The organism is Haloarcula sp. HT12 (assembly GCF_055271655.1).
This window is the reverse complement of sequence record NZ_JBUXKW010000003.1, coordinates 159471-181283: the sequence shown is the minus strand read 5'-3', so window position 1 is coordinate 181283 and position 21813 is coordinate 159471. Positions and strand designations below refer to the sequence as shown.

General features: G+C 55.6%; 15 protein-coding genes, 1 tRNA gene and 2 pseudogenes. 8 read left to right on the top strand and 10 right to left on the bottom strand.

Annotated elements, in window-relative coordinates; genetic code table 11:
• Window positions 1-36 precede the first annotated feature (36 nt).
• Both ACY9XZ_RS10590 and ACY9XZ_RS10585 read right to left on the bottom strand, forming a co-directional pair.
• Window positions 37-1725, bottom strand: a complete 1689-nt coding sequence (locus ACY9XZ_RS10590) for a sodium:phosphate symporter (RefSeq protein ID WP_463457003.1) — start codon at window positions 1723-1725, stop codon at window positions 37-39.
• Window positions 1726-1905: 180 nt separating this feature from the next.
• A complete protein-coding gene (locus ACY9XZ_RS10585; RefSeq protein WP_463457002.1) occupies window positions 1906-3981 on the bottom strand; it encodes a hypothetical protein in 2076 nt (691 codons plus the stop codon).
• Window positions 3982-4191: 210 nt separating this feature from the next.
• On the opposite strand from ACY9XZ_RS10585, the gene ACY9XZ_RS10580 reads away from it, so the two are divergent.
• Together ACY9XZ_RS10580 and ACY9XZ_RS10575 are read left to right on the top strand one after the other, a co-directional pair.
• Window positions 4192-5205, top strand: a complete 1014-nt coding sequence (locus ACY9XZ_RS10580; protein ID WP_463457001.1) for a DUF1616 domain-containing protein — start codon at window positions 4192-4194, stop codon at window positions 5203-5205.
• Window positions 5206-5341: 136 nt separating this feature from the next.
• Window positions 5342-5875 carry a metal-dependent hydrolase gene (locus ACY9XZ_RS10575; protein ID WP_463457000.1) on the top strand — a complete coding sequence of 178 codons (534 nt, stop codon included), beginning with the start codon at window positions 5342-5344 and terminating at the stop codon, window positions 5873-5875.
• A gap of 459 nt (window positions 5876-6334) precedes the next feature.
• On the opposite strand, the gene ACY9XZ_RS10570 is transcribed toward ACY9XZ_RS10575, so the two are convergent.
• The 3 genes from ACY9XZ_RS10570 to ACY9XZ_RS10560 all read right to left on the bottom strand — a co-directional run bounded on the left by ACY9XZ_RS10570 (window position 6335) and on the right by ACY9XZ_RS10560 (window position 10527).
• Complete coding sequence (locus ACY9XZ_RS10570) at window positions 6335-8086, bottom strand: PGF-CTERM sorting domain-containing protein (protein WP_463456999.1); 1752 nt, start codon at window positions 8084-8086, stop codon at window positions 6335-6337.
• Between the two features lie 314 nt (window positions 8087-8400).
• Complete coding sequence (locus ACY9XZ_RS10565; protein WP_463457485.1) at window positions 8401-9669, bottom strand: PGF-CTERM sorting domain-containing protein; 1269 nt, start codon at window positions 9667-9669, stop codon at window positions 8401-8403.
• 774 nt (window positions 9670-10443) lie between these two features.
• Window positions 10444-10527, bottom strand: a tRNA-Leu gene (locus ACY9XZ_RS10560).
• A 124-nt stretch (window positions 10528-10651) separates the two neighbouring features.
• Here ACY9XZ_RS10560 and ACY9XZ_RS10555 point away from each other — a divergent pair.
• The 3 genes from ACY9XZ_RS10555 (at window position 10652) to ACY9XZ_RS10545 (ending at window position 13037) form a co-directional block, all read left to right on the top strand.
• Complete coding sequence (locus ACY9XZ_RS10555) at window positions 10652-11134, top strand: DUF309 domain-containing protein (RefSeq protein ID WP_463456998.1); 483 nt, start codon at window positions 10652-10654, stop codon at window positions 11132-11134.
• Between the two features lie 45 nt (window positions 11135-11179).
• A complete protein-coding gene (locus ACY9XZ_RS10550; protein WP_463456997.1) occupies window positions 11180-11968 on the top strand; it encodes a M14 family metallopeptidase in 789 nt (262 codons plus the stop codon).
• Between the two features lie 502 nt (window positions 11969-12470).
• Complete coding sequence (locus tag ACY9XZ_RS10545; RefSeq protein WP_463456996.1) at window positions 12471-13037, top strand: hypothetical protein; 567 nt, start codon at window positions 12471-12473, stop codon at window positions 13035-13037.
• A gap of 53 nt (window positions 13038-13090) precedes the next feature.
• Here the strand turns inward: ACY9XZ_RS10545 and ACY9XZ_RS10540 are convergent, their stop codons facing one another.
• Complete coding sequence (locus ACY9XZ_RS10540; protein ID WP_463456995.1) at window positions 13091-13858, bottom strand: LolA-like protein; 768 nt, start codon at window positions 13856-13858, stop codon at window positions 13091-13093.
• Between the two features lie 559 nt (window positions 13859-14417).
• Between ACY9XZ_RS10540 and ACY9XZ_RS10535 the strand changes: the two genes are divergently transcribed.
• Entirely contained in the window at window positions 14418-14564 is a 147-nt protein-coding gene (locus ACY9XZ_RS10535) for a hypothetical protein (protein ID WP_463456994.1), read from the top strand.
• Between the two features lie 599 nt (window positions 14565-15163).
• Here ACY9XZ_RS10535 and ACY9XZ_RS10530 read toward each other — a convergent pair.
• The gene (locus tag ACY9XZ_RS10530) at window positions 15164-16300 is read right to left on the bottom strand and encodes a glycosyltransferase (RefSeq protein WP_463456993.1); all 1137 of its coding nucleotides are present in this window, start codon (window positions 16298-16300) and stop codon (window positions 15164-15166) included.
• 437 nt (window positions 16301-16737) lie between these two features.
• Here ACY9XZ_RS10530 and ACY9XZ_RS10525 point away from each other — a divergent pair.
• A pseudogene (locus tag ACY9XZ_RS10525) lies at window positions 16738-17115 on the top strand (transposase); the annotation flags it as partial.
• Between the two features lie 153 nt (window positions 17116-17268).
• On the opposite strand, the gene ACY9XZ_RS10520 reads toward ACY9XZ_RS10525, so the two are convergent.
• Genes ACY9XZ_RS10520 through ACY9XZ_RS10510 form a run of 3 tightly spaced genes read right to left on the bottom strand, consistent with a single transcriptional unit; the run spans window position 17269 to window position 20888 of the window.
• Complete coding sequence (locus ACY9XZ_RS10520; RefSeq protein ID WP_463456992.1) at window positions 17269-18828, bottom strand: hypothetical protein; 1560 nt, start codon at window positions 18826-18828, stop codon at window positions 17269-17271.
• Between the two features lies 1 nt (window position 18829).
• Window positions 18830-19738 (bottom strand): glycosyltransferase family 2 protein, encoded by a 909-nt coding sequence (locus ACY9XZ_RS10515; protein ID WP_463456991.1) that lies wholly within the window; start codon window positions 19736-19738, stop codon window positions 18830-18832.
• A 1-nt stretch (window position 19739) separates the two neighbouring features.
• On the bottom strand, window positions 19740-20888 hold the full coding sequence (locus ACY9XZ_RS10510) for a nitroreductase family protein (protein WP_463456990.1): 1149 nt from the start codon (window positions 20886-20888) through the stop codon (window positions 19740-19742).
• Between the two features lie 222 nt (window positions 20889-21110).
• Between ACY9XZ_RS10510 and ACY9XZ_RS10505 the strand changes: the two are divergent.
• Window positions 21111-21790: pseudogene (locus tag ACY9XZ_RS10505) on the top strand (IS6 family transposase).
• The last annotated feature ends 23 nt before the right edge of the window (window positions 21791-21813 follow it).

Genomic DNA, 21813 nt, shown 5'->3' with positions numbered 1-21813 from the left:
CCGGTTCAAGAAGACGAGGAGGGTGTCACTGAAACCTCAACAACTCGTCCGGTTCCCGCCCGGCCGAACGAGGTACACGGAATCGAGACTGCGCGTGTCGTAGACCACGTCGTTCTCGTAGCGCCACTCATCCAGCGCTGCGGGCGTGGTCTTCTCGCTCCCAGCCGGGAACAGATGTGCCCCGGTGGTTCCCCACGATGCCCGGGACAGCGTCGGGCAGGTCGGTTCTGAACCGCCTCCGAGCCACCGGGCAACCGGCTGATACGTGCCGTTGGATGCGCTCGGATAGTACAGGGCGACGATATTACTGAACGGGTGATCCGACGCCCACTGCTCGTCGACGTGGTCCGCGGTGAACGTCGCGGCCGCGAACTGTGATTCGGTCGCCCCGGTCGGGAACGCGAAGGTATCGAGATTGACGAACGCGATAGGCATCGTCACGAGCGCGGCGACGACGATGACGACCGTCAGGACGGTAGCGAGCCGGTGGCTGTGGGTCCTCGGTGTTTCGGGCCCGCCATCCGGTGACGGTGTCCGGCGATAGGCGACCGACGCGACGCCGATGCCGGCGAGGACGAACACGGGCAGATGAACAAAGGTTTGGCCCCGGAGCGCGGTCCCGTAGTACTCCGGCGTCAGCGAGGCAGTCAGCGAGAAGTACACGGTGACAATCGGAGCCAGCAACAGCGCCAGCACGACCGGCCCGATCAGCCGTCGATCACGACTCGCAATCGGGAGTCCGACGACCGCAAACACCACCGGGACGGCGAAGGCCGCGACGAGGACCAGCAGTCCGACCGGCGTGGTCTGTGTCCCGGGAAAGACGGTCTGCAAAGCGTTCGCGCCAAGCGTCAGGAACCAGAGGCCGACTGCGCCGCCGATGGTCACCCGCTGGAGGCGAGCGCTCGTCCGCTGGAACCAGACCAGCGTCGCCACCAGCACGACGACCCAGGCCAGGAACAGCCCGGGATACGCGCTGATACGGTCGACGTAGGGAACCTCAAGGAGTGAACGTTCTGCAATCCGGTAGTACCCCCACATGTACACCCAGAAGCCCGCAACGACAGCCAGAGCGGTGACGGCGTCACGCCGCGAGGGGATCCGGGCGAGATGTGCCGCCAGCACCCCCGTGAGTACCAGCCCGACGATAAGCGAACTGAACGTATGCAGAAGCGGGAAGGCAGCGAACAGGACCACGACGACCGCGCCCCAGCGGCGCCTGTACCGGTCCGTCGTGAGCAGCCGGTGGACGGCAATCGCAAACAGCGGGAGCAGGAGAAAGGCCAGCGCCTCCTCGTCAGTCTGTCCGGTCCGCCGGAGATAGATGCCCTCGACCGCGAGCCCCATCCCGACGACACCCATCGCTAGCGTCGTTCGCGAGTGCCGCCAGCGAATCGAGTGCGCGAGGCGTTTGACCAGTGCCATCGCCGTTATACAGGACGCCGCACCGGTGACCGCGACGACCGGCTGGGCGATGTACAGCGGCCGCTCACCGGTGAGTGCGCCGACGGCCGTCAGAACAGCAGTGAACACGATGTTGTCCGCACGGAACCGCGTGAGCGGAAACGCGCCCGTTTCGAGCGTGTCCCTGGCCAGGGCGACGTACCCGAATCCGTCTAGCGTCGACGGCAGCGGTGTCCAATGGAGCGTCGTCAGTCGGGCCGCGACTGCCACGGCCAGCACAGCCACGATGAGTAGCAGTCGCCCCTTCCGGCCGTCACTCATTGGCGGGTCCTACAGCGGGTGGGTGTAAGAGCGTTACCGCATTTCGATAGACTACTCGGCATCCGTCACAGCCTTCGGCCCGGGGCGTCTACTGCTAGTCCCATCGGAAAATCGGGTATTCCCGGCGGACGAAAGCGTCTAAACACACTTGTTAAAGGGACCGAACCGGCAAGCGGGCGGTCACCGCTCCCCGTTCGACTTGATCTTGCGAGCACGTTCGATGGCTGCCTGCGCGCGCGACGGTTCGATCGATGTCGGCGCGAATGCCGCCGTCTCGAAGGCTTTGACCACCGTTTCGATATCTGCCGTCCGTTCGTCAGAGACCTCGTGCGCTCGGCTTTGCCGAAGGAGCTCCCAGTGAGTCGTCCCCTCGTCGATGCCGTTTTCGACCGCTAGCTCGTCGTGGACGGCGGTGTACGCCGCCATCACTGCGGCGTCGTAGTCCCCGCTGTCCAGATACGTCTCGATACGTTCCTCGAACGTCGGACTCGCTGTGGCCGACGGTGTCGACGGCTGGTCGGGCTCAGTCATCGATGCGTCAGTCGTCTCGGCCGGGACACTCGAGTCCGTGTCTTGAGACCGGTTGAACCGCGACACGACAAACCAAGACGCGACGACGACTGTAAGTGCCGTCCCACCGCCGAGGACGGGCAACCAGTTGTATCCGATGATCCCGCTCCCAAGGCCGGCGGCTGGGTTCTCGTCGGAGCCAAACAGGATCGCCACCAGGGTATCGATCAGCAGATCGTTGTCCGAATCAGAGCCGACCGGAGGGTTGCCGCCGCCGGCCCCCGCTAGCGTTGCCGTTGCGGTCGCGTTACCCAGGTTCGAACTCGGTTCGTCGTACGTGGCAGTAACGGTAACTGGATCGTTGGTCTGGGGTTCCGCGAGGACGGTCTGGAACGACCCGTTCCGGTTTGTTTCGACGACCTGTGCCTCGCCATCGGCGACCTGAATCCGGACCGGGCGGTCAGCGACAGGGGCTCCAGCAGCGGTCTGTAGCCGGCCGCGCGCACGGACCTCATCGTCTGCGCGCGATACATTCACTGTGAGGTCGGTCTGGGTCTCGGACACGATAACCGGGGTTTCGGACTGCACACCGGCAATCGCGCGGTCCTCGTATGGGATCCGGGCCACGACCTGACTTTCGCCATCGTTTACCGACGCGGGGACCCGGATCGCTGCTGTGGCGGTTCCGTTCGGTCCGGTCGTCGTCCGTGCAACGACCGCATCTCCGATGACGAATTCGACTGGGACCCCATCTACACCTGTCGTCTCGACTGTCACGGACGCCGAGGCGTTGAGTCGATCTCCGTATCCCACCCTCTCCGGCGCAACTTCGCTCGTCACGTCCGGCGTCACCTGTTGTATCTCAATCGTGAATGTGGTGTTGTCGGTCAGATACACCGAATCGGCATCCGGGACGTACTCGACCGGTACAGACTGCGACCCGAGTCTCGCCGAGCGCGGACGGTACTGCGTTTCGAACACGCCGTTCGAACCGGTCCGGACCGTCTGCGTTCGGTTCCCGATCCTGAGTTCGACCGCCTCGTCCGTAATGACCGAACCGTTCTCCGTCCGTATCTGGCCGGAGACCACCCCAGGATCGCTGAACGACGCAGTCGAATCTATCGCCTGAACTGTAAGCGTCGTCCCGACGAGCGTTTCTTCGCGGATGGCTGCCTGTGTCTCCGTGATGTTCTCCGTCGTCTCGTTGATCTCGGTTCGTCCCGAAGAGAGGTCGACCGTCGTGGTGTTCTCGATCCGTTCGAGGTTCCGGTTCAGTTCTCGGCTCCGCTCGCTGATGTTGGCCGCCGTTCGCTCCATCGCACGCGCGGTGACCCGGGCCTCGCGTTCGTTACCGCTCTCGCGTGCCTCCTGATACGCCGCATACTGTTGACGATACCGTTGTACCTCGTTTGTGAGGGTCGCCTGGTTATCGCGCGCGGCCTCGAACTCCCTCGCAGCGGTGTCGTCCGTATCCGACGACGTCTCGCCGGCGACCTCGACGTACTGCTCTAGGCGCTTGTCGTAGTCGTCGCCGAGGACCGACCGTGCCTGGTCGTACTGTTCGTTCGACAGGGCGATGCTGCTGTTTTCCAGCTGTCCTCCCATCGTTCGAGCCAACCAGGCGGCTGTTTCGTCGCTGTACTCCCCGTCCGATATTGAATCCGGGTTTTCCTGTTGGGTCTCGTTGTCGTCCGTCTGCGTCTCCACCTGACGGTTCAGAGCCGGGCCTCCGTCGTCCGTTTGCATCGCTGCCGCCCCACCGGCACACGCCGTAAGGCCTAGTACTGCCAGGGTGACGAACACAGCCCACGACTGGCTCCGGAACACACCGAGTTATTCTCCCCGTTTGATAAAATGCGTTCGGTTGGTTCATCAAGGTGTACTCTCGATCAGGGTGCGGAGCGGAAAGCGACGCAATCAGCTATTTTTTTACCGTGCCGACATGACTCACTGCTAATGGCTGATACCCCGGCGTGGAAACTGCTTTTGCCGCGCCAACTCCGCCACCTCCCGGCTGATCTGACCGGCGTTGTCGGCGTAGTTATCCTGACGAACCTGGCCGTCCTGTTACCGGTCGTCTCTGACACACCGGTCCGCATAGTTGCCGGACTCGTGTTCGTCCTTTTCATTCCCGGTTACGCGTTCATCGCCGCACTGTTTCCGGAGGCCGGGAGCGGCCCCACTCCCGACGATGAAACTGTCTCGGACACCCAAGCCGATGGAATCGACGGGATCGAGCGGGTCGCGCTCTCGTTCGGACTCAGCATCGCGCTCGTTCCCCTCGTCGGTCTGGTGTTGAACTTCACGCCGTGGGGCATCCGCCTGCTTCCGATTCTCGTGTCACTCAGCGGGCTGACACTCGTGTTGACTGCAATCGCGGCGGTTCGGCGCTGGGCGTTGCCCGCCGAGGAGCGGTTTCGCGTCCCGTACCGGGCGTGGCTCAGCGCCGGACGGGAGGAACTGTTCGCACCGGATTCGCGGACGGACGCCGCTCTGAACGTGCTACTGGTCGTGAGCATCCTGCTTGCCGTCGGCAGCGTCGGGTACGCCGTCGCGGTGCCGAAAGACGGCGAACGGTTCAGCGAGTTCTACCTGCTGACGGAAGACGAGGACGGTGAACTCGTTGCCGATGGCTACCCGACGGAGTTTCAGCAGGGTGAGAGCCGGTCGCTGATCGTCGGTGTCGGGAATCAGGAACACGAACGAACGGAGTACACCGTCATCGCCGAGTTGCAGCGCGTCGAGCGCGTCGGGAACGAGACGCGGGTCCGGGAACGATCGGAACTGCGGCGCTTCCAACCCACGCTGGGACACAACGAGACCTGGCACCGCCAACACGAGGTGCAGCCTGAGATGACTGGGAATAGGCTTCGGCTGCAGTACTTGCTGTACCGCGACTCACCGCCCGAGACCGTCGACCAATCGACCGCGTATCGGGAAGTCCATCTCTGGGTGAACGTGACCAACTGAGCCGCTCGCTCAGAGATGTGGTTCGACGCCGCTGAAGTGACGGGTACCTGGACCGAGAGCCGCCAGCGTTCTTTCTGCCCGTGCGGAAACCAAGCCTGGCGAACAGCTTTTCTCTTCGCGGGCCGTTGGTTTCACAGTGTACCCCGCAAGCCACTTCCTCCTTGCAGCCATCCCGCTGACGGCATATACGGTGGTTCGGTGGCGTCGCCTCCCGTCCGGGCCGACGGTACTCCTCCTGCTTGTAGCGACACAACTCCCGGACGTAATCGACAAGCCGCTCGCGTGGACGTTCGCTATCCTTCCGAGCGGGCGGATGCTGGCCCATTCCCTGGTCGTCTCGCTGCCCGTACTCACCGTCCTCGTACTGCTGGCCGCGCGCCAGGGATACGGGCGGTACGCGATGGTGTTTTCGGCCGGCTACCTCTCACACATCGTCGGCGACTTCTACCCGATTGTGCGGTTCGGGACGGACTACTACTTCTTCCCGAACCTGTTCTGGCCGCTGTTGGCGGCGAACCCCGATAGAACGCCGTCGTTTGCGGCCCATTCTCCCGACAGCCTGCTCTCGCTTGTCGTCCCACTGGTCATCTTCGGAGTGGCCGTCAGCTACAGCATCGTGACGGTGTACCGGAGAAACGAACGGGTCCCGGCGGAAATACCACAGCGGTGAAGCGCCGGTCCGAAATCGTTGCCAGCGAACCGATGGCACCAGTCGGCGATGGGTTACGTTCACCAGTCTGAGATCAAAGCGGCTGGCTGGCAGTTTGGTATCTACGACCGAAACGGACCCCACCAGTCTCAAGGTGTGGCCGCGGATTTGACCGGCGCTTCGCCGCAGTTGACACAAATGTATTCCTCGTCGACTGTGATCACGACCGGAGAATTGCACTCGATACACTTGATTTTCGCCGCGCGAGATTGCTTTGCGTAGTCCCCCATTGTATGGTACCTTACACACGCATGTTATTTGTAAAATAATATAAATTTATCCCTCCAATCAACGTTTTATTTGCAACCAGTCGGTTGCGGGATAATTCAGTGTTGCCCGGGAGAATCGAATCCGAATGGTCACACGAAAGGTGATCGCGTCAAAGCCGTAGCCTAACCCGTTGAGAGCGGTTGGAACGCCTCAGTCCCGTCGTGCTAGGAACCCGGCCCCTAGCAGCGCTAGCACCGTGACGAGCACGGTGAACCCGGGGCCGCTCGAACTCGTGGTTTCGACCGAACCCTGCGTACCGGTTGCATCCTCGTCGGGTTGCTGTGCACCACCACCTGCGGTCGTGGCTACTTCCGTCGGTTCGTCTCCGGCATCGGTTTCGCCTGTTTCGGTATCGGTTTCGTCTTCCGTTTCAGTCGCGGTGTCTACTTCCTCAGTGTCGTCTTCCGTTGCGTTGTCGTCGCTCTCGGTATCCGCGCTGTCGTTGTCGTTGGTATCGCCGTCGCTGTCGTTGGTATCGCCGTCGTTGTTGTCGCTGGTATCGCTGTCGTTGCTGTCATTACTCCCATCGTTACTGTCGCTGTCGTCACTCCCGCTGTTGTTGTCGTCGTCACTCCCGCTGTTGTTGTCGTCGTCACTCCCGCTGTTGTTGTCATCGTCGCTCCCGTCGGTGTTGTTGTCGCTATCGCTGCCATCGTCGGTCCCATCGCTATCGTCGTCCGAATCGCTCTCGTCGGACTGTGACAGCGTGACCGTCCCCGTGTCGGAGTTAATCTCGTTGGAGTCTTCCCCAACGGCGACGTGAACGTACGTGTACGTCCCGTTTGGCCAGGAATCGAGCGTTTCGATATCGACGGTGGTATCAGGGCTATCGGATACCGTCGTCGCCGAGGCGTGCATCACGTCATCACCGGTCGAATCCGGCGATGCTTCGGAGAGAACGAACCCGAACAGGCCGATCAGTCCCGCAGATGGCGTCGCACCTGCAGTCGTTGAGTCCCCACCGGAGAGGGTGGCGTCATCGTCGGACGACGAGACGCCGTTGACGCCGTCGAAGGAGTTCTCAACCGTGATCTGGTCTTCCGAGAAGTCCTCGTCGATGTCGCCGGAAACCCGGACGGTGCTCGTCCGCTGTTGGAGCTGGTCCTCGTTGAGCACCAGCACCGCGTGCGTCACGGTGTCGTCTTCTAGATCAGTCTCTATATCGAGCGAGACGTTGTCGCCGGCAGCGACCTCGTCGGCTGTCGCGTCAACAGACGATGCGCTTTCCTGAACCAGCGTCTGTTCGACGCCGACGACGGTCACGTTCCCATCGGCGGTGACGTTGTTATCCGACACGGACAGGCCCTCCCCGTCATCGACGGTAACCAGAATAAAGCCGTAGGCACCACCCGAGTCAGGCGTGTACGAGGTTTCGAGCACACCGTTGTCGTCTATCGTATCGACACCCTCCGTATCGTCTAGCAGTTCGACCGAGTTAGCGCTGGAATCGTTCGTGAAGATATTGGCCAGATCAGTTCTGACGCTTCCGTCGCTGAACCCGGTCGCGGATGTGCCCTCGGAGAGCCTGACAGCGAGCAGTTGCGCCTCGTCCCCGGCGACTGCCGAGGTGCCAGCCCCAGTGGTCGATTCGAACGTGAGGTCGACTGACTCGCCCGTCTCGTGAATCGTGTACTGCTCCCTGTTGAGGGGAACGTCACCGGTCTGTGCGGACTCGATGTTGATGTACGTCTGTGGGGCCGTTATCGTCGTCGGGCCCGCCGAGGACGTCCGAAGCGGGAGCAGTGATCGCTCCCAGACATCCACGTTGTCCGTCACCGCCCTCGTTTGACTCTCGTCGACTGGCGTTGCCGCCGCCGACGTTACCGACAGGGGGGCGGCTAACACCAACAGCACTGTAATCGCACAAATTACAGTGTGTTTTCCTTTTGTAGTTTTACACATTAATGGATTTTTTCGGATGGGTGCGGTATAATTCTTATGCAGTGACATTCGACGCTACACAGTGTCACATGAAACGTCGAAAACACGTAGACGCCATCTGAAGGTTTTACAGTGTGTCGACCAGTCGCTCCGTTCGGGTTGTAAGACCTATCTAGGATCGTAAACGTATAACAGGGGATAGCTGACAGCGAACCCGATATTAGTGTCAACTAATCAATGTTTCGCTTCGGTACCGGCCAAAAGTCACACCCCCAGATGTCACACTACGTAGTGTGTTCGAATGACTGAATTCGCGAAGGAGCGTGTCTGATCAGTTACTCCGCTTCAGTGTCGTCTGCAGCGGTATTCGGTCCACCCGCGTTATCCGGGCCACCGCCGTTGCCCGGACTGCCGCCGTTGTCAGGGCCACCGCCCTGGCTCACTGTCACCGTTCCGGTATCCGAGTTGATAGTCCCGGATTCGTTGCCGACTGCGACGTGGACGTACTGGTACGCCCCGTTTGGCCAGGAGTCCAGCGTTTGGACCGTGACGTTGGCGTCAGCGTCACCGCTGACGACCGTCGCAGAGGCATGGACGACTTCACCGTCAGCGCCCGACTCAGCCTCGGAAACCACCATGCCGAACAGACCCTGTAATCCGATTGCGGGTATCGACTGGTTCGCGGAGAGGTCGATATCCCCGATTCGGGTGTTGTCGCCGACCGTTGCAACACCGCTGACGCCGTCGAAGGAGTTCTCGACGGAGACCTGGTCCGCTGAGAAGCCCTCGTTCAGTTCGCCCGAGACGGTCACCGTGCTCGACTGCCGCTGGAGCTCACCCTGTCTGACCAACAGGACCGCGTGGGTGACGTTCTCGCCTTCGATCTCAGTGTCGACGTCCAGCGTTACATCATCGCCCGGATTGACCGGGTTCTGGGTCCGCTCGGCGTTCGAGGCGTTGTCATGCACTATGGCCTGTTCGACGCCGACAACGGTCACATCCCCGTTGACAGAGACGTTGCCGTCAGAGACCGACAGCCCTTCATCACCGTCGTCGACAGTCACCAAGACGAAGGCGTATGCACCGCCCGATTCAGGAGTGTAGGACGCGTTCAGTTCGCCGTCCTCGCTTATCGTGCCGACGCCTTCCGCGTCATCGAGGAGCTCCTCCGACGTGATATCCGAATTGTTTGCGAGAATCTTTTCGAGGGAGGCGGCGGTGATGTCGTCAGTGTTTGCCCCCGCCGTCGTTGGTGCTCGGTCCAGCTTGACTGCGAGCAGTTGTGCTTCATCGCCGGCGAGAGACCGCGTTCCAGCGCCGACTCTCGGTTCAAACGACATGTTGATCGACTCGTTGCGCTCGTGGATCGTCACTGTGCGCTTGTTGAGCGGGAGGTCGCCGGTCGCGGCCGACTCGACGTTGATGAACGTTTGCGGTGCCGCTATCGTCGTCGGCCCCTCCGACGTCGTTCGGAGCGTGAGCGGGGACCGCTCCCAGAGGTCGACGTTTTCGGTCACCGATATCGATTGGCTTTCGGCAACGGGGGTTGCCCCAACAGTGGACGTCACTGATAACGGACCAGCGAGTACCAGTGCGACGGCCATCACGAAGATGACAGCCGGTTTTAGTATTGGTGTTTTTACCATTACTGAGACATTACAGAAGCCTGTGGTATATTTCTTGTGCAGTGACAAGACTGAGAGAGCTACAGCGGAGCGCTACCCAGCCATTATATACAAACGGAGATGAAACTGATAACTAACTCTTAATTATACATTTGCGATATGTAACCGGAAATAAGATGATGACTAACCGATACTAAAACAGTCTATATAATATATCAGTAGTTGTAGGCAGTGTGTAGAGTGGTAATTCCTGAAGTAATCTGGTACAATTCACAGGTGGTGCGGTTCTGAGAGGATGTGCCCAACGAGCTAAATTCCACTCACCGACCGGATGCTTGCTACCGAGATTCTAACCGTCCCTATAGAATACTCGGAACCATGACATCGACCCTATTGTGCGAACATATTGTGATATGAAATGGGTCCCGGAATCCAATGGGTCGAGAACACGGTGAGGACAGTGGGCACTGGACCTCAGTGCGGAGACACCGCTGCAGTGGTAAATCGGAGAATTGCGAGGGAAGACCGCTCCGTGCGAGTCTTCCGGCACCGATCGGCTATCGTCGGTCCAGCGAGATTCCATCGGGGTGGATGGAGTGACGATGACCGCTCGCTGTTTGCGAGGGACCGTGTCGGTCCAACAGTGCGAGGGAAGGGATTTGAACTACGCGAAGGCGAGTAACCGCCCGCCTTCTCTCATCCAAACCCTTCCGTGTGCATCCTTCGGCGTCGCGTTGTGCGACCCCTATACGATGCGAGGGAAGGGATTTGAACCCTTGGACCCCTACGGGAGCGGATCTTGAGTCCGCCGCCGTTTCCTGGCTTGGCTACCCTCGCACGCGTAGTGCATTCGGTACACATGGCAGTGCAGTATAAATGTCGTACGGAAGCGACTCGGCCCCAGCGGACCGAGAGTTGACAGAACCGGTGGTTTGACCCCCTGCGAGACAGTAGCGTAAGCATGGACGACCACACGCGCGACCCGACCGTCGAGCCCCCGGACGGGAACCCTTCGGGCTGGCGAGCCGACGGGCAATGGGAACACGAGACGCTCAGGCGAGCCGTCGTTCACGGCGTCCGCCTCTACAACTCCGGGGAGTTCCACGAGTCACACGACTGTTTCGAGGACGAATGGTACAACTACGGCCGCGGGAACACGGAGAGTAAATTCCTCCACGGGATGGTCCAGGTCGCTGCCGGCGCATACAAGCACTTCGACTTCGAGGACGACGACGGGATGCGGTCGCTGTTCCGCACGTCGCTGCAGTACTTCCGTGGCGTCCCTAACGACTACTACGGCGTCGACCTCCTCGATGTGCGGACGACGGTCACGAACGCGCTATCGGACCCGACGGCGCTGCACGGCTGGCAGATCCGTCTCGACGGCGGGTATCCGACGTGTCGCCCGGAAGATATCGAGTTCGCCGAGTCGCTCGATCACTGACCGGATCCGGGGAATTCTAAAGGCTGGAGGCGTTATCACGGGTAGATGCGAATCGAGCAACTGGGAGACGGGGTTCCGGAGGTGGCCGTCGTGGGAAGCATCCACGGCGACGAGCCGTGTGGACGGGACGGCATCGAAGCTGTGCTTGCCGACCCGCCCGAGATCGAGCGGCCGGTGAAGTTCATCGTCGCGAACGAGGAGGCTCTCGAGGCGAACCAGCGATACCTCGATACGGACCTCAACCGTTCGTTCCCCGGCGATGCCGAGAGCGAATCACACGAGAGCCGGCTGGCCGCGGCTCTCACCACAGAGCTCCAGGACTGTACTGTGCTTTCGCTGCACTCGACGCAGTCCTACGAGGGAATGTTCGCCCTCGTCGACGAACTCACGCCGCAGTTGGAAGGGCTCTGTAGCGCGCTGTCCGTGGACGCCGTCGTGCAGACGAAAGGCGCAAACGAGGGGCGGTTGTTCGCAACGGTGGACTCCGTTATCGAAGTCGAGTGTGGCTATCAAGGATCTCGGGAGGCCGCGGAGAACGCAGAGCAGGTCATCCGGGAGTTCCTCGCCGCCACCGGTGTCACCGCCGAATCGCCCCCGCAACGGGACATATCGCTGCCAGTGTTCCAGCTCGGTGAGCCGATTCCGAAATCGGCAGCCGAGCAGTACGAGGTGTTCGTCCGGAACTTCGAGCCCGTGCCCGAGGGCGACCCCGTTGCAGCGGCCGACGACGAAACCATCGTCGCCGAGAAGCCGTTCCATCCCGTCTTGCTCTCAGCCTACGGCTACGAGGACGTGTTCGGTTTTACCGCGGATCGGATCGGTATGCTGGACTGATACGGATTACTGTAGAGTATTTCCGGATTACGCCGACCCAGGGTGGGGGGACACCGGTACATTGCTACGACAATCCGTATGAGACGGTTTTGTGGTGGGATCCGTCTGCTCGTAGCATCAGCGTCACTAACCGTTGGCTCACTCTCGACTGTCTGTCGAAGGCTGGCCTTGTCGGCTCTCTTCTCTCTCTTTATCTGATTGGACTCGCTCGGATATGGCCTCACAGCAGACGGCACAGAGTTCGACAGCCTTGATGATCGCAATGAGGAGTGAGTCCATACTCACTCCGTTTCTATATTTTCCCGATAAAGAATCCCTTTCGACCAGCGAAGTGAGGAGTTGGTCGGCGTATACTACGTTCCCCTGTTCGAGTTCCCTGTCCTCCAGTCTTGATTGGAGAGAGTCAATGAACAGATAATATACGCTGGCCGCCGGTAACTATGACAAGTTCCAAACATACAGAAGAGGTTTACAAACGCAATAAAATGGAATTGACGCTACTATGCCCTCCAAGCCCTCCGTTAGTAGCCTCGGGAGTCTGTTCGCCGTACTTGGACTCGCCGGGGTCGCAACAGCACAGCCCACCGCCCCGAATGGTACCGCCGACCCGGCCCTGAGCGTCGTTCTCCGCTTCGGTATCGGTTTCGTCGTTCTCGCAGTATTAGGTGCTGCAGCTGCCGCTATCGGACCGGAATACACGACCAACGCCGTCCGAGAGATACAGGACGACCCCGGCGCGGCTATCGGTTGGGGAATCCTTGTCGGTATCCTGCTCCCCATCGGACTGGTACTGCTCGCATTGACGGTTATCGGCGCGCTGATCTCGATTCCGGGATTGCTCCTTATCGGCGTTCTCGGTATCGTCGGCTCCGGAATCACTGCTGTCTGGGTCGGAAACTCTGTTATCGGGGATGATGGGACCGTTAGCCCAACGGACGGCGTCGCCGGCGGCCTGTTACTGGCCGTCCCCTTCGCGATTCCAGTCGTCGGTGGTTTCCTCCTCAACCTCATCACGCTCGTCGGCCTCGGTGTGGTCGGACGCGGACTGTACGAGGACTGGTCGGACTGACTGGCCTGTCGGATTTCTGTCGACGCGATAGCGCTGTCCCCCGACGAGTAGGTTCAGCCGGCTCCGGGACAGCCGAGTTCGTACGGGTCGTCGTACACATCCGGCGGAATCGAGATTGCGGTCGGTTCACCGTAATCACTGTACTGGACCGTGAGCGTCGCGGTTGCAGTCGCGCTACGCTGTGAGATTTTTATCCTGAGTTCCGACTGTACCGGTCGGTTCGTGTCCGGATCAAGCCACAGCCGTGCTGTCGCGTTCTCAAGCGAGCCACGGTTTAGATCCATGTCGCCAGCCTGTCGGCGATTCATGAGTGACTCGATGGTCTCGGCGCTCGGGGAGGCTGTGACGAGGACAGTCCGGTTGCCGTCGAGCGTCTCATTGCCCTGCCAGTAAACATTCGAGCGTTCGAAGAGCAGTAACTGCCGATGGAGCGGCGTCGCGGTCGCCCACGGCTCGGAGCGCGAGACGTTCTCGACGGCGTACCCACCCCAGGGGTCCTGACATCCCTGGTACGTTTTGTACCCGTCGACGTAGGACTCGACCGTTTGGTCTTGCATCCGCGTCGTCGCTTGCATCCGTTTTGCCGAGACGTTTACCGCACCGTCGCCATCGACTCTCACCGTTCGTGACTGCTCACCATCCGATGCAGCCACATGCATCTCCATCCCGAAGCGATACGTTTCGACGGCTTCGACCGAACTGTTCGCCTCCTCTATTGCTGTGACAGCACGCTCGTCGCTCGGCGGTGGGCTGTCACTCAAAAGTGCACTACATCCCGTGAGGAGGGAGACCAGGCATACGGCGAGGACCAATCGTCGCATACGTCCCCGTACGTCTCTCAAGCAAAAAGGCGTGGGTCTGACAGGTCCGTGTAGTTCGATTGCGCTGAACGAAGATTCCCATTTCTCTCGGTCACGAACAGGGGGCAGGTCCGGTTCCGACCGCACGTTGATTCGTCCCTCACGAAAAGGACGGGGACTCCCTCGCTTTCACAGGGAGCGAATCCACGAGAACAATAGGGGCTTGATACCCTAATGCAATGGTCCGGGACTCTCGTTATAAATTAACTAACAATACTGCGACGTCTTGAATTAGCGGTTAGATCCATGAGAAGAGTAGTCAAACACCTGCCGCTGAGAGTGGAATCGAACGGCCGGATTCTGTTTCGGTGGTTCATCGCTCTTCTACTTCTACTGATCGCGTGGTGTGTGACGCGGGGATGGTCACCTTCCTCTACGGCATCGATGCGGCCGCCGAAGCCTCCACGGAACCCACCCCGTTCAAACTCGTGAAGGCTACGCGAGGATAACGACCAATTACCAGTGGTACCAGGTACGGTAAATCCTCGAAAACCGGAAGGACGCCTTTCAGAAGGATGTTTTGACACCAGGCGTAATTCCAAAAACAGCTGCGCTGGCTGCACAGTGCCATGGTGATGCACGGAAGGCGATTCGTCTGCACCGGCATGCAGGTGACTACGCTAAAACAAACGGTATTGTACTGTCAAGGAGGCACACCTCGAACTAGCTCAGGACCAGGCTGAAGGTGAACGACTCAAGGAACTCATTTCCGGGCTTCCACTACACAGCAAGTATGCTCTCTATGCGCTTGCGAATCTTACAGATACACGGTATCGCCCGATTCTAATGACCTACAGATAATCGGGGACTCGGTGGGATTGTGGACGTACATAACACATTGCCCTCTTTGGGAGTGTGATTAGTTCAGCACAAGGGAACAAATGCCCAGAAATCCCCCGCGCTATCGGCTCTCGCGACTCGCTGTGCTCCTCGGTCGTTACACTCCCTGTGGTGCTTGCGTCGTCGGGATTCGCCGATAGCCCGGCCCCTTTCAGTCCCACCCATACCGGTTGGTCAGCCGGCTACGAGTAGTAATAAACGGGTACCTGACTGAACAGCGGCGGATGACGCAGGGACTCCAAATCAGTCCAGACGGATTTGCTGGCTCCCTGTCAAACTAAACACGAGTGGTCAGTATCCATTTAAATACGATCAGGGGGGACTCCGTGTAATCTCGCTTGAAATGTACGATATACGCAAAGAAATCGAATTACCACCCAGCACTATTCCCACATCTTGCCATGCTCTCTGGTTTTGCCGCCGATCTCACCACTCATCAGCCGCTGCAGCCGTATATGCGTCCAGCGCGTCCTCGGCTACTTGATCCCAGTCAAACCGTTGTGCGCGCTGTCGCGGCTCTGTCGTAGGCTCTGCACCGGCCAGGACACGGTCCAGTACGTTGGCGACACCTTCGACGGTCGGGTCGGCTAAGAATCCTGCATCACCGATGACCTCGCCAACTGCCGAATCCGGATGATCAGCACCGATGACCGTACAGCCCGCTGCCATTGCCTCCACAGCCGTGATTCCGAAGCCTTCACGCGTACTCGGTGTCGCAAAGATACTGGCTGTCTGCATCTGTGCCAGAACATCGTCGTACTCCTCAAGGAAGCCAGTGAATGTTATCTGCTCAGCTACCGATAGCGAGTCGGCTAGAGTTTTGAGTTCCGTACGCTTCGGGCCATCACCGACGATGCCGAGTGTGGTCTCTTTTGGCGCGATTTGGTCGAACGCTCGGAGGAGGATATCGACGCGCTTGTCCTCGATTAATCGTCCCGCAAAGAGGACATCGAACCCGTCCTCAGAGGGGGATGTGTCTCGAATCTGCTCGTAATCGATCCCGTTCGGAACGGTCCGAATCTGGTTGCGTTCGGGGCCGATGCCACCCAGACGACTCGCGGTGAGTTCTGAGACAGCAATTGGATGCTGTGGGAGGCGAGCAGTGACGTGCTCAACGGCCTTGCCAAACGGTGCTAGATGCCCAAGATAATCGTCCCAGTAGCTTTGCCAGACTTCGTGCCAAGTTGTTACGAGCGGCGTATCAGTACCGAGTGCCGCGATCTTGCTAGCCAAGACTGGAAAGTAGGGAAACACAGATGCGATGACAACATCGTATTCGTCTATGTGTCGTCGCAATGGGATCACCACGTCTTTTGCGAACTCTATCGCTTCACTGATTGACCGTCTCCCATCGTCATCCGTGTAGAGTTCGCGGTGGGGACACACTGCTCGGAGTGTCATTCCCTCGTGTGTGATCTCTTTCGGCCCATCCCAGAAATGACGTCCATAGACGTTTACGTCGTGGCCGTCGGCAGCAAGTCGACGTCCGATTTCATGGATTCGTTTCTGAGCTCCACCTTCTATATAAGGATACACGACATTGCTAATAAAAGCGACATTCATTTTCTGATGCCCGTATGTTCAGCAACCGCTGTCTTCAACGCAGCGTTTCGAGGGCAACAGTAGTCTGGAATCATCTAGGACTTATGCTTCTGGCTTTGGAACTTGGCATTTATACTCGTACTGTGGGATTCTATTCCGTCGTCTGAAATCGGCTAAGAAGATTCATATGTCGTAATCCCAAAGTCGGATATACAGTTTTGATCCGTTCTCGATGTCTTTCTGTTTGACAGCACGCTGCGAGGGTGTCATAGAACGGTTACCACACCAAAGAGCAGGGTGAATGCTGAGGTGGTATGGACTCAGCGACCCTGCAAGATGGTCCTTCGGTAGAGTCGTTCTTCAATGTCGCGAAAACCGAGACGCTAGCGTTTTTTGAGCATCTCTCCTTTGAGTTTCTCGCAGAGTTCGACGTGTTCGCTACGGCGAAGACGGGGCGGATGGTCGGTGACAGCGACTCCGACACGCTCGACTAGCACGCCCACCTGCTGGCCGCAGGAGTCGTGCCAGTCGCTCCGTACAACGAGCGAAACACCGACGATCCGAAAGACATCGAGTATAGGGTCGAAGACCATATTGAGGAACACAGCAAGGACGTTCAGCTGAAGCAATCAACCTTGGACGAGACGTACAACCGCCGCACTGGAGTCGAACGAACCAACGAATCGGTCAAGGACTGCGGCCTCGGGCGTAAGTTCGCCTGAGGCCGCGTCCACGCACGAGCACAGGTCTTTCTCGCCCTGTGTCTTCGTCTTGTCTCCGCAATCACCAACTACGAACGTGAAGACAATCCGGGAAGCATGATCACCACGGTGTGACAAGATTTCTATAACATACTATATATATTAAGTTATTCATATATTTCCTGTTAATCTACGTCGTTTATTGGACTGTGATCACACTCGCAAAAAAAGCTACTTGAAAATTGTAATTGGTATCAAGCAGAGGATTATATTTCCTATATCTTATTATCAACTCATATAGAGTAACTTGATTTTTCCTTCCGTGTATACCTTATTACCTCTCGATGTCCGGATCGCGTATGCATTTTTAGAAATTGGCCTATGATTATAGTCTGTTGCAAACAGGCCTTGATTATACATAGTGTCAGATATTATAACATATTTACCACCTTGATCTGTTACATATTTTGTGAAGTTTTCATAATTCTCATCATAATACAAATGACGTAATCCCTCTTGATCTAGCGGATATTCATATGAATAGTATTCCCTAACAATTAGAGGCGATCCAAATTTAGTATCCCCAAGAATTAAACCCCTAGCGTGTTCACTAACCCAATCAGATTCCTCATCCACACCCGCTTGATATGTCTGAATATCAATAAGAGTGGCTGAAGATGACAAGTAAAGTGTGATGAGTAAAACGACAATCAGTATAGAAGACACATACTGAAAATAATTTTCATTGATACGTGTTAGCACAGCTCCCATCGAAATTATTATAATTGGTGAAGCGAAAGCAAAGGGCCTTGTTATCAACCAAGATTCTCCTGTACTCAAATAAAACATTGAAATAATAAAAACTCCTGCACCCCAGGTTACAATAATATCCTGTGTCTGAGAGTTACTATTGATAATCGACGATACTGTAGATCTGAGCATAATAATTCCTCCCAGTAAACTTAGTGGTAGCACAATTGCTAGTGGAATAGCCGAATAGTAAGTCGGGGGGATAGCAGTCGCAGGTACAGAAGTTGTACTACTGTCAGTTATCCCAGGAACTGATATATTTAAGCTAATTAGTCGGACAAATCCTAGTTGGAACCAATGAACGTAAGTTGGAAGAGGAGTAGAAAAAACTAGAAGTAGTATACTCGTTGATAGCACTCCCAGAATACTATATTTTGAAATATCTGAACCATTCATATACATCAGAACAGTTGTGACAATTGTGGTGGTGAAGATTACCATATATAATGCCGGATACCAATAAAATATACATATAGAACAAATAAAGAAAATAAGTATATATTTTAAGTGTGATAAGCCACTATATTTCTGAGCGTACAACCTCGCCACGCAGAAGATTGTAATAAATAAAATCAAAAGATTTGTAGTGCTAATGTTCATAGTATATTCTGGTCGAACATTTGGTGCCAATGCACCAAATACAGCAATCATTAGAACCACGCTATCACGATTGAATATTTGCTTCCCAACCAATACGTATCCAACAAAGACAAAAATGTACCCTGGGAAGTACGAATAAAAATATTTTATTGGGATCCCTGTTACCTGACTGGCTATAGAAAGAAGCAATGGATATACCGGTGTTTTGATTCTTGTGTTTATCTTTCCATAGTATCTCGATACCCTCCCTTCTGAAACTTGATTTACTTCCGCAATCGATGGGACATAGCCTGTTGATATTATCTGGTGGTGGAGATAGGCGTCAGCATAATAAAATATATCACGATAAGTTGATGTATAAGCAATAAAAGTTATTATCAATAGTGGGAGTACTAACCCAATTATGGATAGGAGCTTAACATTTTGCTTTTCCGACATTCTATTTTAACAAACTCCTTATTTTTTTTACAAAACGGTTTTCCCGTCTAATTCCCAAGAGAGCCAATATCACCACTCCAAGAGCGTTTATACTAAGGCCAGCATATTTGAGCGATTTTATACCCGACGTGATTGCTAGCTTCCGGTCTCCTTGTATGTATGAATGCCTGGAAATACTCATGTATGTGTGGCCAATAATCTCATTTTTAAGCTTTGGTTCCATGTCCGGAATCATAGACAACTTCTTGTCCAACAATTTCTTTTCGGCCTCTATTCTAGTCTCCGTTGAGTTGCTTATTCGATCGTCACGGTCCTGATATATATTTACCAAGTATTCTTCCACATAGTCAAACTTGAACTCTTTCGATAGCCTTAGCCATAGATCGTAGTCCTGTCTAGCAGGTAAATCTTCGTCAAACATTCCCACCTTGTCGAAGCAGTCTTTCTGCACCATTACCCCAGACGTAGAACAGATTTGGTCGCACACCAATTGCTTATTAAAGATATCCCCTGCGGCTTCCGGTATGGTTCCAACCATCTCGTCACCGTTAACGACTATCTTTGTTCCACAGTAGATTACCTTCGCAGAGGAGTTGTTCATAACGGCAAGCTGCTTCTCCAATTTAGTGTTTTTCCACTCGTCGTCACTATCTAAGAATGCGACATACCGGCCGTTTGATTGTCTGATTCCAGTATTTCTTGCTGCGTTGCTTCCTCTATTCTTATTATGTTCCACTATCCTAATTCGACTGTCAGATAATGCAGATACTTTTTTAATAGTTTCATCCGTTGAACAGTCATCCACGATTAACAGTTCAAAGTTTGTGTACGTCTGTTTAAGAACACTGTTTATCGCCCGTTCAATTACGTCTGCTCGGTTGTATGTGGGAATTATTACTGAAATCTTCATATTACGGATTGTAGTTACGTAACTCAGTAACTGACTTTTTTTCCGAATATGGAACGTACTTTTTACCGTCTGGATAGCCAACTGCAAGCAACATCACTATTTTTTCATCATCCTCCAATCCAAGTCTGCTGTGTGCATGATTTTCGTGCTCGGGTATGGCAGGCCAATTTATTGAACATGAAGCTAGTCCTAGAGTTTCTAACGCGAATTGGAATGACATTGAAGCTAGACTCGCGTCGATGTATATCAAGTGGCGGTCTCTATCGTGGAAATACGACCGCTGGGTCCCAACGAGGGCAACTAAGCACGGGATGTTGTCCTCATATCCGGAGACACCGATTGAAAGCTCACAGATCTCTTCAATCTTTTTTTGATCATCATACACTTCGAATCTGAATGCTTGGCGGTTACATGCACTCGGTGCTTGACTCGCAAGCAAAACCGCGTCATCTATTTTGCTTCTAGGTACTTTTTTCTGGAGGAAATACCGAGTACTTGACCGCTGGTGAGCTAGCGACTTGAGATCTTGATAAGATGGGATTTCTGTTGCCAGCTCACTCCTTGGCTTAGGATGCTTGTCACCAATAGAATGATTAGTACGGTCTATAATCTCATCATATTTATCCTCCGCACGCGCAATGGTTTCAGTCGCATCAACCACCTCAAAGTACATTGAGAGAACGTCCAAGCACCAATCCATTCGATTAAACTCTGATTCATCGTCTATAGCCGCTTCAATATCCAGAACCAGCTTTTCAATATAGCCTTCTGCAAAAACACTCCTCCGATCATCCATCGACAGGCCCTTTTCAATACGATGTGTATTTCGGACTATTCGAGCCCTCCGACTTTCAGCATCAGATGTTTGATCTGGGCCTACAGACGATGAGTACTTTGATTGACCTACCAATATGCTTCTCTGCTCGTTGTAGAACGTGCCTCTCAAATAAAAGTACAGTGCAGTCAACAGTCTTGAATGAGAGATACCGCGTTTTGTCTTCCCCTCTGGTAGAATTTTCCAAATGAGTTCCCCAGAGATATCTCTCAGTATGTAATGGATTCCCTTGCTAGCGTAAAACCGCTTAAATCGATTAAGAAATTCACTCAGGCCTTCTTCTTTGACCAGAGATATGCCCTTGCTTATTGACATACAATTGTATTTATCCAGAGGATTGAAATGTACATAAAGGCTGTCATAGAAATATTCACACACCATACAGCATCCCGAAAACAGTGTCTGAAAAGCAGTTGATATCGCCGCCAGCCAGAAGAAGTGTAGTGTAATTCTTAGCAGATAGCCGAAAATCAGGCTATCCAGGCACTGTCTAATTGAGCAAGTTTGAGAGTGAGGAAGTCGTAGCGAGAAGTGTCCATGCAACTCGCAGACCTCCTCAGCGAGACGTTAGATGAGGACAGTCAAGACGTTTGGGAGAACGAGCGCACCCCGGCACCCGTCCGGCGGTTTGGGGTGTGTCTCCATACTTCGAGGCTGTCGATCAGGGAGACGGTGGCAATCTTAGACCCGCTGGGTGTCGATCGTTCTCACGGTGCAGTCTGGAACTGGGTTCATACGTTGTCTGAAGCCCAGAGCGACCTGCCGACGACGTCGCCGTCGCAGGTCGCGGTCGACGAGAAACAGATTGAGGTTGACGACGAAAAAAGTGGTTGTACGCCGCTGGCGACACCGAATTAAAACTGTTGCTCGAAATTGACGTGTTCAGCCGCCGCGAGACTGACCCAGCGGCGGCGTTCCTGCATCGGCTCACTCAGAAACACGATGTCACCGATCCAGTGTTTCTCGTGAATGCTGGCGGCTATCTGATTGCTCTCTCACGTCACAATTTGAGCGGTCGGCTCGACTATCGAATCCAGAACCACATCGAAAAGTGGTTCCAAACTGTGAGCATGCGTATCGACCGCTTTCACTCCTTCTGGAGGGGCAGTCAATCCAGCGCGAAACAGTGGTTGCGACGCTTCAGACACCACTACAACCACGAACGACCGAGCCAAGCTCTTGACCGAAAAACTCCAGCTGAGAAAATCAAGAACTAGACAGTGCCGATCAATTTAACAGA